The sequence below is a fragment of the Sphingobacteriaceae bacterium genome, assembly GCA_016715905.1.
GTDB lineage: Bacteria > Bacteroidota > Bacteroidia > B-17B0 > Aurantibacillaceae > Aurantibacillus.
Window position 1 is genome coordinate 537,144 of the sequence record JADJXI010000005.1, and the last position, 12,699, is coordinate 549,842.

Annotated in this window: 13 protein-coding genes; 1 reads left to right on the plus strand and 12 read right to left on the minus strand. The window is 34.0% G+C overall.

The genetic code is table 11. The features are described 5' to 3' along the window. Nucleotides 1–31 precede the first annotated feature (31 nt). The 6 genes from IPM51_10075 to IPM51_10100 form a co-directional block, all read right to left on the minus strand. Complete coding sequence (locus tag IPM51_10075) at nucleotides 32–1,225, minus strand: T9SS type A sorting domain-containing protein (GenBank protein MBK9284646.1); 1,194 nt, start codon at nucleotides 1,223–1,225, stop codon at nucleotides 32–34. Between the two features lie 102 nt (nucleotides 1,226–1,327). Further along, nucleotides 1,328–1,567: a hypothetical protein gene (locus tag IPM51_10080; protein ID MBK9284647.1), complete on the minus strand. Its 240-nt coding sequence runs from the start codon at nucleotides 1,565–1,567 to the stop codon at nucleotides 1,328–1,330. Nucleotides 1,568–1,762: 195 nt separating this feature from the next. Continuing rightward, on the minus strand, nucleotides 1,763–2,785 hold the full coding sequence (locus tag IPM51_10085; protein MBK9284648.1) for a metal-dependent hydrolase: 1,023 nt from the start codon (nucleotides 2,783–2,785) through the stop codon (nucleotides 1,763–1,765). Nucleotides 2,786–2,820: 35 nt separating this feature from the next. Beyond that, on the minus strand, nucleotides 2,821–3,267 hold the full coding sequence (locus IPM51_10090; GenBank protein MBK9284649.1) for a hypothetical protein: 447 nt from the start codon (nucleotides 3,265–3,267) through the stop codon (nucleotides 2,821–2,823). 15 nt (nucleotides 3,268–3,282) lie between these two features. Continuing rightward, nucleotides 3,283–3,837 (minus strand): GNAT family N-acetyltransferase, encoded by a 555-nt coding sequence (locus IPM51_10095; protein MBK9284650.1) that lies wholly within the window; start codon nucleotides 3,835–3,837, stop codon nucleotides 3,283–3,285. Nucleotides 3,838–3,853: 16 nt separating this feature from the next. Continuing rightward, entirely contained in the window at nucleotides 3,854–4,303 is a 450-nt protein-coding gene (locus tag IPM51_10100; protein ID MBK9284651.1) for a VOC family protein, read from the minus strand. Between the two features lie 259 nt (nucleotides 4,304–4,562). Here IPM51_10100 and IPM51_10105 point away from each other — a divergent pair, with 259 nt between their 5' ends. Next, nucleotides 4,563–5,027 (plus strand): hypothetical protein, encoded by a 465-nt coding sequence (locus IPM51_10105; protein MBK9284652.1) that lies wholly within the window; start codon nucleotides 4,563–4,565, stop codon nucleotides 5,025–5,027. Between the two features lie 9 nt (nucleotides 5,028–5,036). Here IPM51_10105 and IPM51_10110 read toward each other — a convergent pair whose 3' ends face one another. The 6 genes from IPM51_10110 to IPM51_10135 all read right to left on the minus strand — a co-directional run bounded on the left by IPM51_10110 (nucleotide 5,037) and on the right by IPM51_10135 (nucleotide 12,691). Further along, on the minus strand, nucleotides 5,037–6,188 hold the full coding sequence (locus tag IPM51_10110; GenBank protein ID MBK9284653.1) for a peptidylprolyl isomerase: 1,152 nt from the start codon (nucleotides 6,186–6,188) through the stop codon (nucleotides 5,037–5,039). A 58-nt stretch (nucleotides 6,189–6,246) separates the two neighbouring features. Next, the gene (locus IPM51_10115) at nucleotides 6,247–7,767 is read right to left on the minus strand and encodes a tetratricopeptide repeat protein (protein ID MBK9284654.1); all 1,521 of its coding nucleotides are present in this window, start codon (nucleotides 7,765–7,767) and stop codon (nucleotides 6,247–6,249) included. Then, nucleotides 7,767–10,583, minus strand: coding sequence for a carbamoyl-phosphate synthase large subunit (gene carB / locus IPM51_10120; GenBank protein MBK9284655.1), 2,817 nt, complete (start codon nucleotides 10,581–10,583; stop codon nucleotides 7,767–7,769). Before carB ends, IPM51_10115 begins: the two co-directional genes overlap by 1 nt. 167 nt (nucleotides 10,584–10,750) lie before the next feature. Continuing rightward, a complete protein-coding gene (locus IPM51_10125) occupies nucleotides 10,751–11,026 on the minus strand; it encodes an RNA-binding protein (protein MBK9284656.1) in 276 nt (91 codons plus the stop codon). A gap of 60 nt (nucleotides 11,027–11,086) precedes the next feature. Further along, nucleotides 11,087–11,467, minus strand: a complete 381-nt coding sequence (locus IPM51_10130; GenBank protein MBK9284657.1) for a RidA family protein — start codon at nucleotides 11,465–11,467, stop codon at nucleotides 11,087–11,089. A gap of 93 nt (nucleotides 11,468–11,560) precedes the next feature. Then, nucleotides 11,561–12,691 (minus strand): hypothetical protein, encoded by a 1,131-nt coding sequence (locus IPM51_10135; protein MBK9284658.1) that lies wholly within the window; start codon nucleotides 12,689–12,691, stop codon nucleotides 11,561–11,563. Nucleotides 12,692–12,699 lie beyond the last annotated feature (8 nt).

Consider the following 12,699-nt stretch of genomic DNA (forward strand, 5'->3'; position numbering starts at 1 on the left):
TTTTTTATTTTGATTGATAAAAATAAAATTATTAATCCTTTAAAAACTTTGTTGTTTGTGTTTTACCATTTGTGTTGATGTTCAGGTAATACAATCCCTTTTCGAAATTTTCCGTATTTACAAATGCTTGATTATATCCTTTTCTGGATTGGATAACATCTTCATATACTAATCGCCCTTCTATATTTATGATTCGTAATTGAAAGGTAGATTCGTTGTCAGAATTGTAGGCTACTTTTAAATAGGTAGTTGATGGAATTGGGCCGGTGGAAATATTTAATAATTCCTGTTCTTTACTAACCGCTACAATATTGGTGAATGAACTTTTGCCGTCATCATCGGTTTGTTTAATTCTGTAGTAAGATAAGCCTAACGGAGGATTTTCATCAATATCATTATATTCAATAATTCCATTTTGCGAGCGATTGGCACTTACTCTTTTTATTTCGGTAAAATTAACAGCATCTAATGAGCGTTCAATAGTAAAGTAATTGTTATTTTCTTCAGAAACTGTTTCCCATTGCAATTCAACAATGTCATTTTTCATTTTTGCCGTAAAGTTTTTAAACTCTACAGGTAAAACCCCTAAATCGTAAAAAACACGACCATTAAATCTTCTTGGAGTATAATTGGTAGAAAATGGATATTCTTTTCCGGTTCCTTCTCTGATTATAATATTCGCATCTGAGGCTAAAACTGTTCCTACTGCTGTGCCATTAGTATAAGCCAGTGTTGGTCCGCTTAAGGTTGTTCGGGTAATGTAAAAGGCCTGGGTTGCTCCGGCAGCAATTCCGGTATTAATAGCTATTGGAACGGAGGTTGGTAAATTTACGCCGGCTGAAGCTAAATTAATCGCTGTTCCAATCAATGTCCAAGCACCCGGTGTATTGGTAAAACCAACATGCGTTCCGCTTTTGGTGTAGATTTCAAAATTTGTTGTTCCTACATTCATGTTCACTTCAAAACACAAAATGGTAACCGCATTGATAGCCTCAATATCGAACATGTGACCACGTTGTGCATTGTTGGTTGCATAAATTGTTACCAGATTGCTTGCAGAAGGGCAGGCCATCATTTTGGATTGGTAATTATTTACTTCCGCCTCAAATGAATAAAGCTCAGAATCCGAACCGTCATCTAATAAGGTAACCGGATTTTGAGCTAGAATATTAGCTGAAAACAGAACGGAAAATAAACAAATTGGTAAACAAGTCTGCTTAGACATAAGAGTAATTTGAACGCGAAGATACGAGAATAAGGTAGATCTTTGTTTTTATTGCCTCAATAGTGTATGAATTTGCCTAACCGGAACCTATGTTTTATATCCTTATTTCATAGAATAAGTGGTCCTAAAGGATAATATATATTTAGTGAGTTTAAGTTTTTGTTCAGGAGTTAACTCAGCTTTCGGACTCATTTCATCAATTTCATGTAACCATTTTTTTTCAGAAAGATCGGTAATTTTGGGTTGTTCATGACATTTAATACAAGGTCCTTCAAATATTTTTTTTCCTGCTTCTAATTCGCTTAATTGGGTGCCTGCCCATTTTTGTTCGGCAGCCGGCAATAAAACACTTAAGAAGGACTTGCTTTCACTTCAGCTTTAGTTTCTGTTACTACATTTTTATTGGTAGTTGTGTTTTTTTTTGATTTACAATAAAACATAGTAAAGGCCAGAAGTAGAAATAAGCTTATTTTTTTCATGAAATTAATTTTTGGTAAATATAGATTAAAATCTATGCTTTTTTATTGCCAATAAGTGTTAATAGGTTCTGCCACAGATTCTATCCCAAATATCCAAAATATTTTCTTTAAATTTCATATCCTTCCCCGAAGGTTGAAACATAGTCATGCGTTCTATTCCGTTTTCTTGAAATAGTTTATAATGAAAAATAAAAGTTTTTTCTAATGTTGTTTCCTGAAAATTACTTCTGCCAAATTTAACTGCGTACATATTTAGGGTGTCGCCGTTTCTTCTGGCAATGGTATAAGGATCTCCAAACCATTTTATTTTAGCAACATCATTCGGGCAATTAAATGAATCCATTAGGTGTTGATGCCGGGGGAAAGTATGCCAGGTGATTGGATTTTTTTTATTCCATAAACTAAATTCGCCGATAAAAATGGTACTATCGTTACTGGCCAGGGCATACCATAATATATTATTCAACATGGTGGGATTGCTGATATAATTGGTAGCCGGAATGTTGTTTTCCTGAATTGATTTTGAAGCTATGTTATTAGCTTGGTATTTATTTATAAAAGTAAATGATAAATATAAACCACACCATATTAAACTGTATTTGGCCAACTTTTGTCTGAATGCGATATTTTTTTTAATAAAAATGGCAGTTAAAAAAAGAAGCAACATGGGTAAAGTGAACAATAAATCAACTATAGACAGAGTGTGTATAGAGTAGGAGCCGTTATCAAAAGGTAAAAGCAATTGCGTTCCGAAATTGGTGAACCAATCTAATATTGAGTGTCCCCAAAGACAAGTGATTAAAAATAAATACCAACGTGAAAAACTTATTTTGTCTTTAAATATTTTTAATAGCAGCCAGGCAATGGGTAATGCATAGAGTATTTCAATAAACAAGGAATGGGTATGCGCTCTGTGTTCACACATGTAAGCTCTGGGATCGTTTAATCCGGTATAAAACAAATCAAAATCAGGAATGCTTTTAGCAATCCCTCCTAACAATAATCCCCAGCGTCCAATTTTTTTTCCTAAAAATTTTTCGCCGATTGCGGCACCAATGACAATATGAGAAACGGAGTCCAAAGATTAAGTGAAAGCTTTTGTAAAATTAGGAACTTTTATGGATTATCCGTTCTTATATAGCGATAAATATTCCGTTCTTCCCAGGGTGTTTGTCCTTGCCAGTTCGAGCACGGGTGAATTATTTTTTGATCGTGTATAAGAATCACGCTGTCGGTTTTAACGAGGTAAGAATCATTCCGTTTTTTTGAGTAATAGAGATTCGAATCGGTAAGAGTTAAGGTGTCGGTAAACGACGGAAAGTTTCTATAGATGGTGGTTTTTAAAAAGTTATTTTTTTGTTTAGAAATTTGTTGGGTGAAAATAACCAATGCGGATCGTTCTTCATAGGCCGCAATCAATTTGGTGTGAGATTTGAGTTTTTCTTTGATATTTAGTAAAAGGGCAGGATTGTTAGTGGTTTGTTTTTTTGTTTCAGAACAAGAGGAAAGAAAATGTGCAAAGCAAACGAAGGGTAAAAGAATATTTTTAATAATACCATTCATTTGCTTATTGGAAATTTAATTTTTTGATTTTTTATATTTCCGCAAAGTGATTCCGTATGTGTAAACAGTTTTATAAATCCCTTTATTCAGATAGTGATCTTTTAGTTCGCCTTCCAGATTCATCTTGTTTTTTAATAGCACCTTACCGGAAGCCGGATTGTCGGTAAAGTGTGTTGCGTAAATTTTGTTTAGTTGTATTTCTTCAAATCCGAATTTTAGAATTAGCGCTACAGCTGACGCGGTGATTCCTTTGTTCCAATAATTTTCTCCAAGCCAGTACCCAATTTCCGCTTTATTGTTTGCTTTATCCAAATGCAGGCCAATTTCACCAATAACTTCATTCGTTGCTAAAGATGCCATGGCAAATATAAACCGATCTTTTTTTTCAAATGCTTCTTTGATGAATTGAAAGCGGGATTTTGCGTTGTCTTCAGTATAAGGAAAGGAAATGTTGAGTATGTTATCCGCAATTTTCTGATTGTTCGCGTGCCGAATCAAACTGCTGAAATCAGATGGTTGAAGTTGTCTGAGTTTTATCTTTTCGGAAATTAATTGTGGTAGTGTTTCCATGTTTTAATAAATAGGATTATTTATTGGTTTTATAACCGGCCTCAATGCCCATTTTTTCATAAAATACATCATTGGGTTCCCACAATTCTATTTTATTTCCGTCCGGATCCATAATGTGTAAAAATTTACCGTATTCATAGGTTTCAATGCTGTCTGACACCGTAACTCCATTCTTTTTAAATTCCTTATAAAGCGCACCAAGATTATTAACTCGGTAATTAATCATGAATTCTTTTGTAGAAGGCAGGAAATATTTTGTTTTATCGGTAAAGGGACTCCATTGCGTAAATCCTTTTTTGGAAGAGTCTGCGCTTTGTCTCCATTCAAATACGGCACCGTATTCATTAGTTATTATACCCAAATTGGATTGATACCATTCTTTTAATTTTTTAGTGTCGGTGCATTTAAAAAATATACCTCCAATTCCGGTAACTCGGGGTTTTTCTGAAGATTCGTTTCCTTTCATATTTTTTTGAATAGTGAATCCAAAGCAAAATGAAAGAATAGCTGTTATTAAAATGTAAATGTAATTTTTCATAAATAGAATTAATTTGAATTGAATATAAATTTATTCAAATAATTCAATTAAAATAAATAAATATCCTAATTTGGAATTACCAAGCATATAGTATTTGATTTAATCAAATCAAAAGTGAAGCACAATAATTTAAAAGATATTTTGTTATAAGGCAGGCGATATTTGTAATTTTAAGAGCCCTTAGTTAATGAATAGAAGAACTTTATACCTTAATTTATTGACGCTATTATCGTGTTTGCTTTCTGCTCAGATTGATTTATTTGAACATCCGGATACAACTTTTAGTAAAGCCATTAGGTCAGAAATTGCCAAGTATGGCGATAAGAGGCCATGTGTTTTACTTTTAGTTACGCGAGGTAGGGACAAGGTTGAATCAATAAGTGGAAAGCGAGATAGTTTAATTCAATGGCACATTCAAAATCAAAAACAATTTGTGCAAGCCGAAAGATTAGTTTATGCTCAATTATTGGAAGATGAACATCACAAAACACACTTGTTTATGTATATACTCTATGCTTCATCCATTGACGAAGCTAAAAAATATTTTAAGGAGAGTAATTTTAAAATCAGATCAAATTTAGATAAAGAAGAGTGGTGGGGACCCGCAGGATTAAATGGAATTAAAGAAATTGCATTAAAGCAAAGAAAATAACAAAATTAATTACTCTAATATAAGCTTAAAAGTTTTTTCACTCCCATTTATATATTGACATTTGATCAAGTACAAGCCTTTATTTTCCTTTCTTAAATCAATTTCATGCGATAATTTATCCTTACCAAATGTTTTTATATACTTTCCTAGTTCGTCATAAACTTCAATTTCTTGTAATTCATTCGCATTTTTAATGGTAAAGATTCCTTTAGTTGGATTTGGAAAAAGCAATAATTCATGCGCGTTTATAAGATTTTTTTGCAAGCCAACATCGTTAAATGGTTTTTGAGTAGTGAAATGCCATACGGGTGACCAATTCGAAAAATGACCTCCATTGTTGGTTCGAACTCTCCAAAAATAGCGGGTGTTACCCGGGAGTCCCGCTGTTACGGCATAAGATAAATTTCCGGTATTGGTTGAATAGGTGATTTGAGCAAAGGTAGAATCATTCGAAAATTGCACTTGATAGATGATAGCGTCCGGAACATGTTTCCAAGATAAATAGGTAATTAAGGTGGTGTCAATTTCAGTGCTGTCATTCACCGGTTTAAACTGAATAGGCGCAACGGGCACAGAATCATTTGACCCAATATAATTCACAAACATTTCAATTTTATCATTTGGACAATCGTTATTATCTCTTGGTGCAAGTGCAATAGTATCTACAAAATTGATTCCGGAGGTTACTCTTCCGTACACGGAATAATTACCATCTAGCCAGGGTGCAGCAGCGTGACAAATAAAGAATTGTGATGTAGCGGAATTAATGTCATTACTTCGGGCTGCTGAAAGTATTCCTCTTTTATGTTTGGCCGCCGTGAATTCTGCCGGTACAGTTGGCTGACCAATTTGTCCTTGTCCCCAGGTAGGCTTAGGTCCATTTCTGGAATTCGGATCGCCTCCTTGTATCATAAAATTAGGAATTACTCTGTGAAAGGCCGTGGTGTCATAAAAATTCTGACTCACCAAAGAATCAAAATTGCGAGTATGTTTGTAAGCGATATTTGGAAAAAGTTCCACATTAATAATTCCGAGCGTATCGCCATTACTTTTAGTGAGTATTTCGAAGCGGGGTTTTCCTGTATAGGTATTTGTTACAGGAGATTGAGCAAATATTGGTGCCGAATTCGATAATATCAGAACAAATAGCAGTATTCTCATGGCGATTAATGTGAAAAGGTTAATTAAAATTACTAAAAATCAGGAAACCAAACAAGCATTAATTAAGTTTCTCAAAAATACGAGTAATGTATTTATCTGTTGGCATTAATGAATTCTGAATTCGTTTTGCGTATTTAATCGAACTGAGTATTTCTTTTTGTTTTTCTTCGATCAACAATTTTTGTTGTTGGGTTTCAAGTTGCTGTTGTTGGATCAGTTTTCTGGATTTTTTAATATTTTGTCTTGAAACAAGTACCATACCAATTAGAACACACATTACAATTGAAGCGCCTATCATTAATTTAATAGTATTTGATTTTTTAGCGATCACTTCTTCTCTTAAAATCGCTTGTTGTTTGAGGTTATTGTTTTCGGATTCCTTTCTTTCCATATCAAATTTTACGGTGAGTTCATCGGCGATTCTTTTATTTTCTATATCCAGGATTTTGGCCTGGTAATCGTCGTACTTATAAAAATATTTTATTGCGGAATCATTTTGACCTATTTTGAAATAGGCGGAAGCGATGTTTTTTGTAATGTTACTGCATAAATTAATGTCTTCGAATTTCATGGCTCCTGCATAAGCCTTTTTTAAATTATCTAAGCCAATTAAATAATTTTTATTATTGCTGGTTATTTCACCATTCACTAAAAATTGAACTCCATAATTTGACAATGTATTGTATGAAATTTCTTTATTGAGGTTCTTTTCAATTGCAATGGCTTTTTCAAAATATTGTCTGCTGAGTAAGTTGGTTTTAAGGTCTTTATACTTATCGCTAATGGCATGATAAGCTGAGCCCATATTTTGATAAGAGTTAAATAAACCAATGGAATCAGCGATTTGATTTCGTATTTTAGCTGATTTTTCAAAATAACGAATGGCTTTTAAATAGTAGGAACTGTCATTTTGCAATGTTCCAATATTGAAATAAGAGACTCCCTGATTATTAAACATATTGCCTATCCCTTCCCAATCATTTTCATCCAGAAATTTTTCACTATTTGAATACATTTCCAATGCCCGCAAAATTTCTTCTTTTGACCGGTTAGCCAGTCCGAAAAAAGAATAGGTATTGGCCAAACTATTGTATGAGTTTCTTATTCTTGAATTGCTCTTTAATTCCTGTGCCAATTTTAAGGATTTTAGTAAATAAGTGACCGACTTCTCTGAATTGCCAACTTTTCTATAGTTAACTCCGATTTCCAGGTATGCAGCGTGTAGCAAATTGCCTTGAACAACCACATTTTTATCGTTTATTATAGCTAAGAGTGTATCGATTAATACAATGGGTAATTGAGTTTGCCTAATTAGGTTGTACGAATTGTAATGACTTCTTGCAAGCAAATAAGGATGATTTATTTTCTCCGAAATACGCTTTCCTTTCCATAAAAAATAAAAGGCGCTATCAATATTTGTCTTGGCAAAAGCAAGTGCGATCTTATGATAATTTTTTACGGCGTTCGAATCCTGTCTAAAGTTTTTTTCAATCCTCAATAACGAATCAATGGTGCTTCTGTTCTGTCCTGAACAAACCAAAAGTTGAAATATGCAGAACAGAACAAAAACAAATCTCATTATTTACTTAAGTATAAATTTCTTTCGCTATAAATGTTTTGGAAATATTCGTCTTGTAAAGAGTCAATAAAATAAATAGCTTCGCCTGTACTTTTCATTTCAGGACCTAATTCTTTTTGAATGTCAGGGAATTTTTCATAGCTAAATACCGGTACTTTGATAGCGTAACCTTTTTTCTTCGGGGCAAATTTAAAATCTTTAACCATTTTTTCCCGAAGCATTACTTTGGTTGCATAATTTACATAAGGCTCGTCATACGCTTTAGCAATGAAAGGAACAGTACGACTTGCTCTTGGATTGGCTTCAATAACATATACAATTTCATTTTTGATGGCGAATTGAATGTTGATTAGTCCAACGGTTTTTAAAGCCACGGCAATTTGTTTGGTGTGATCTTCTATTTGCTTAAGCACTTTTTCGCTTAAATCAAAAGGAGGTAAAACGGCATAACTGTCTCCGCTGTGTATTCCGGCTGGCTCAATATGTTCCATTATTCCAATTATGTAAACATCTTTTCCATCGCAAATCGCATCGGCTTCCGCTTCAATGGCAGATTCCAGAAAATGATCCAATAAGATTTTATTATCTGGCAAGTCTTGCAATAATTTTACCACGTGTTGTTCAAGTTCTTGCTCGTTAATTACAATTTTCATGCTTTGACCGCCTAATACATAACTTGGTCTTACTAACAAAGGAAAACCAAGTTCCTTCGACAATTCTGCTGCTTCTTCCGCATCATGAACAACACCAAATTTAGGATAAGGAATGTTGTTTTCTTTTAATAGAGTAGAGAAGCTTCCTCTGTCTTCAGCCAAATCAAGCGATTTAAAATCGGTACCAATTATTTTAATTCCATATTTTTCGAGTTTTTCGGCCAACTTTAAAGCGGTTTGTCCGCCCAACTGAACAATAACCCCTTCAGGTTTTTCGTGCAATATAATGTCGTAAATGTGTTCCCAGAAAACAGGCTCAAAATAAAGTTTATCCGCCGTACTGAAATCTGTACTTACGGTTTCCGGATTGCAGTTAATCATTATGGTTTCATAACCACATTCTTTAGCAGCTAAAACGCCATGCACACAGCTGTAATCAAATTCTATTCCTTGTCCAATTCGGTTAGGTCCGCTACCCAAAATCACCACTTTCTTTTTTTCGCTTCGCACACTTTCGTTTTCATCTTCAAAAGTTGAATAATAATATGGAGTTTTGGCTTCAAATTCAGCCGCACAGGTATCCACTAATTTGTAAACGCGTTTGATACCAAAATCATTACGTTTTTTATAAACTTCACTTTCTAAACAATCGAGTAAATGGGCAATTTGTCTGTCCGCATAACCTTTTTGTTTAGCTTCGTATAGTAAATCTTTGGGAATGGAATTCAGTTTATGGTTTGAAATTTCATTCTCCAAGGCAATAAGTTCTTCTATTTGATTCAGAAACCAAATATCTATTTTGGTTAGTTTTTGAATTGTTTTTACTGATATGCCCAATTTCATGGCATCGTAAATCATAAATAAACGATTCCAACTTGGTCTTTCCAATGCATTTAATAGTTCCTGTTGATTCCGGATTTCTTTGCCATCGGCGCCTAAACCGTTTCTTTTTATTTCTAAACTCTGACAGGCTTTTTGTAAAGCTTCTTGGAAGCATCGACCGATGGCCATCACTTCTCCAACTGATTTCATCTGAAAACCAAGTTCGCGATTAGTACCTTTAAATTTGTCGAAGTTCCATCTTGGAATTTTTACGATTACGTAATCGAGTGTTGGTTCGAAATACGCGGATGTTGATTTAGTAATTTGATTAATTAATTCGTCGAGTTGATAACCAATGGCTAGTTTGCTGGCTATGCGCGCAATGGGATAACCGGTTGCTTTACTGGCTAAAGCGGAGGATCTTGAAACACGAGGGTTAATTTCGATAGCAATAATATCTTCCTTTTCATCATTGCTCACCGCAAATTGCACGTTACAACCTCCGGCAAAATTACCTATGCTGCGCATCATTTTAATGGCCATGGTACGCATGCGTTGATAGGTACTATCACTAAGTGTCATGGCCGGAGCTACGGTTATAGAATCGCCGGTATGAACACCCATAGGATCAAAATTTTCAATGGAGCAAATGATGGCCACATTATCATTTTTGTCGCGTAATAATTCCAATTCAAATTCTTTCCAGCCTAAAACCGCTTTATCAATTAATACTTCGTGAATGGGTGAAGTTTGTAATCCACGATTTAATAAGGCATCAAAATTTTCTTTTTCATAAACTACACTTCCGCCACTTCCTCCGAGTGTGAATGAAGGACGAATAACGAGTGGGAATCCGAATTCCTGCGCAATACTTTTACCCTCTAAAAATGATTTAGCAATTTTAGACGGAGCCATGTCAACTCCGATTTCTTCCATTCGAGCTCTAAATAAGTCTCGATCTTCTGTTACTTTGATTGCATTTACATCAACACCAATCATTCGAACATTATATTTTTTCCAAATGCCTAAATCATCACATTTCATGGCTAGATTTAAAGCGGTTTGTCCACCCATAGTTGGAAGGACGGCGTCAATTTTTCTTTCTTCCAGAATTTTAATGATTGATTTCACTTCAAGTGGCCACATATAAACATGGTCTGCCGTAACCTTATCGGTCATAATGGTGGCTGGATTACTGTTTATTAATGAAACCTCAATTCCTTCTTCCCGAAGGCTTTTGGCAGATTGAGAACCGGAGTAATCAAATTCACAGGCTTGTCCGATAATGATTGGACCTGAACCAATGATTAATACAGATTTTATAGAGTTATCTTTTGGCATATTTTATTTCAAAGAAAAATGTTTTATCAGAATATGTTTCCGAAAAAACAAACTCGGTAAAGATAGGGGCAAAGCTCTTGAAATAAAATAAAAGATATTGACACGCTTTAACAAGGCAAAAAAAAACCCGAAACTAAGTTTCGGGTTTTGCTTAAAATATCAATTATTTAATCTTGTGATGCATTTGATCCGTCGCTCTCTTTTTTTCCTTTAGCTTCTGCAACTACAATATTTCTTTCATAATGATTGGTTCCGTTTAAGGCATTTATAGCCGCCATTCCTTCGCTATCATTAGGCATTTCAACAAAGCCATAACCTTTACTTCTTCGGGTTTCCTTGTCCTTGATGATTCTTACGCTTGTAACTTCACCATATTGAGCAAAAAGTTCACTTAGAGCTTGTTCTCTAACCTTAAAACTGATGTTACTGACAAAAATGTTCATAAAAAAAAATTAGAATGTTATAGTAAAATTAACTAAAATTTTCAAGTTTCCAAATATTTACTAAAATATTTTAGCCTCGGCACTAATTTCAACATTCGCATCTTTTGGTAGTCTGGCAGCCTGAATGGTGGCTCTAGCCGGGAAGTCTTTCTTAAAATAGGAAGCATAAACCTCATTTACATGCACAAAATTGTTCATGTCGTTTAAAAAAATGGTAGTTTTTACCACATTATCGAATGTACAGCCTGCCGCTTTTAGGATTTCGCCCAGGTAATCCATAACCATTTTGGTTTCTTCCTTAATGGGACATTTGATTAACTGTTTGCTTTGCAGGTCCATAGCTATTGAACCACTGATGTATAAGGTATCACCTACTATAATAGCCTGATTATAGGGTCCAATTGGAGCCGGAGCTTTGTCGGTATTGATGATTTTCTTCATGCGTAGAATAATTAATTCAATTCAAATATAACAGAAAGTTTTAAAGGTAAAAAGATTTTACAAGCATTTAATGCCTCAAAGTGCTGTTATTTTTTAGGACTTTATTGTTTTAGTTTTGTAATAATTGACCAATAAAAATCCAATAATAATTAAAAGAAGAATGATAAATACTTTTTGTTTGTAGGCATAGTCAAGCTCCTTTTCTTTTTCTATGATTTTATTTTCCAATAAATACACTTTTATAAGTAACTCGGTATTTTGAGCCTTTTGTGCATTATTAATAATTTCGTCTCTGTATTTCTCATATTGACTTTGATATTCAAAAGAAACTTTGTAATCCTTTTTTAATTCGTTGAATTGAATAAGTGATTTGTATATTTCTACTTTGGCATGAATGGCGTTGGTTGAATCTGCCAAAAGAAGTGCTTTATTTAAGAATATTTCTGCACTATCCGGCTTTTGATTTAAATCAAATATTTCAGCCTGCAGCATGTGAGCGTGCATTAAACCGGTTAAATTAGTATTTGCGTTAAAAATACTAGAGGCTTCACTAATTTTGTTTTGCGCGTTTTCAATTTTATTCTTTTTAATGTAAATTTTTGCCAGGCCTAATAAGGAGTTCCCGTGTTCAACCCCCATATTGTTACGTTTAAAAATTTCAGCTGCCCAAATTGTATTTATTAAAGAACTGTCATATTGTTGCTTATCGTAATAGACCCTTCCCTTTTGCTGTAGTATGATGCCGTAAGATTTAAAATTATTAGTTTCTAAATCGTAATTTCCTTTAATTGTTAAGTACAATAGGGACAAGGGATATTTGCCGGTGTGCGCAAATAAATTACCCAACAGTCCGGCCATTTCACTTTTATCGGGAGTGTTTTTGTATTTGGTAAAAAAATCAAAGCCCTTTATTCCGTAATCGGAGGCGGCTTCAAACATTTCATTGTTGCTTAAAAAATTAACCAATGCAAAAGAAGATTTGCGATAACCTTTGTAGAATTTTATTTTTTCTGAAATTTCAATGGCTTTGGTGAAACAAAAAACGGTTTTCTGAAGATCGGAATTTCCACTATGTCTTCCTACTGTATAAAAACTATTCACTTTATTGCTATCATTCTCCATAGCTAGTATTCGAATGATGGCGGTATCGGCAGTTGTTTCTAATGCAGCTGTGGCGCTATAAAAAAGCGTGAGAAGACTAAATATTAAAGTAATATTTTTCAAAGCACTAA

What these genes read in the sequence shown, in the direction of transcription:
- IPM51_10095 (MBK9284650.1), bottom strand. Translation starts at nt 3,837, where the DNA reads ATGGAAACACTACCACAATTAATTTCCGAAAAGATAAAACTCAGACAA.
- carB (MBK9284655.1), bottom strand. Translation starts at nt 10,583, where the DNA reads ATGCCAAAAGATAACTCTATAAAATCTGTATTAATCATTGGTTCAGGT.
- IPM51_10125 (MBK9284656.1), bottom strand. Translation starts at nt 11,026, where the DNA reads ATGAACATTTTTGTCAGTAACATCAGTTTTAAGGTTAGAGAACAAGCT.
- IPM51_10105 (MBK9284652.1), top strand. Translation starts at nt 4,563, where the DNA reads ATGAATAGAAGAACTTTATACCTTAATTTATTGACGCTATTATCGTGT.
- IPM51_10075 (MBK9284646.1), bottom strand. Translation starts at nt 1,225, where the DNA reads ATGTCTAAGCAGACTTGTTTACCAATTTGTTTATTTTCCGTTCTGTTT.
- IPM51_10090 (MBK9284649.1), bottom strand. Translation starts at nt 3,267, where the DNA reads ATGAATGGTATTATTAAAAATATTCTTTTACCCTTCGTTTGCTTTGCA.
- IPM51_10130 (MBK9284657.1), bottom strand. Translation starts at nt 11,467, where the DNA reads ATGAAGAAAATCATCAATACCGACAAAGCTCCGGCTCCAATTGGACCC.
- IPM51_10110 (MBK9284653.1), bottom strand. Translation starts at nt 6,188, where the DNA reads ATGAGAATACTGCTATTTGTTCTGATATTATCGAATTCGGCACCAATA.
- IPM51_10115 (MBK9284654.1), bottom strand. Translation starts at nt 7,767, where the DNA reads ATGAGATTTGTTTTTGTTCTGTTCTGCATATTTCAACTTTTGGTTTGT.
- IPM51_10100 (MBK9284651.1), bottom strand. Translation starts at nt 4,303, where the DNA reads ATGAAAGGAAACGAATCTTCAGAAAAACCCCGAGTTACCGGAATTGGA.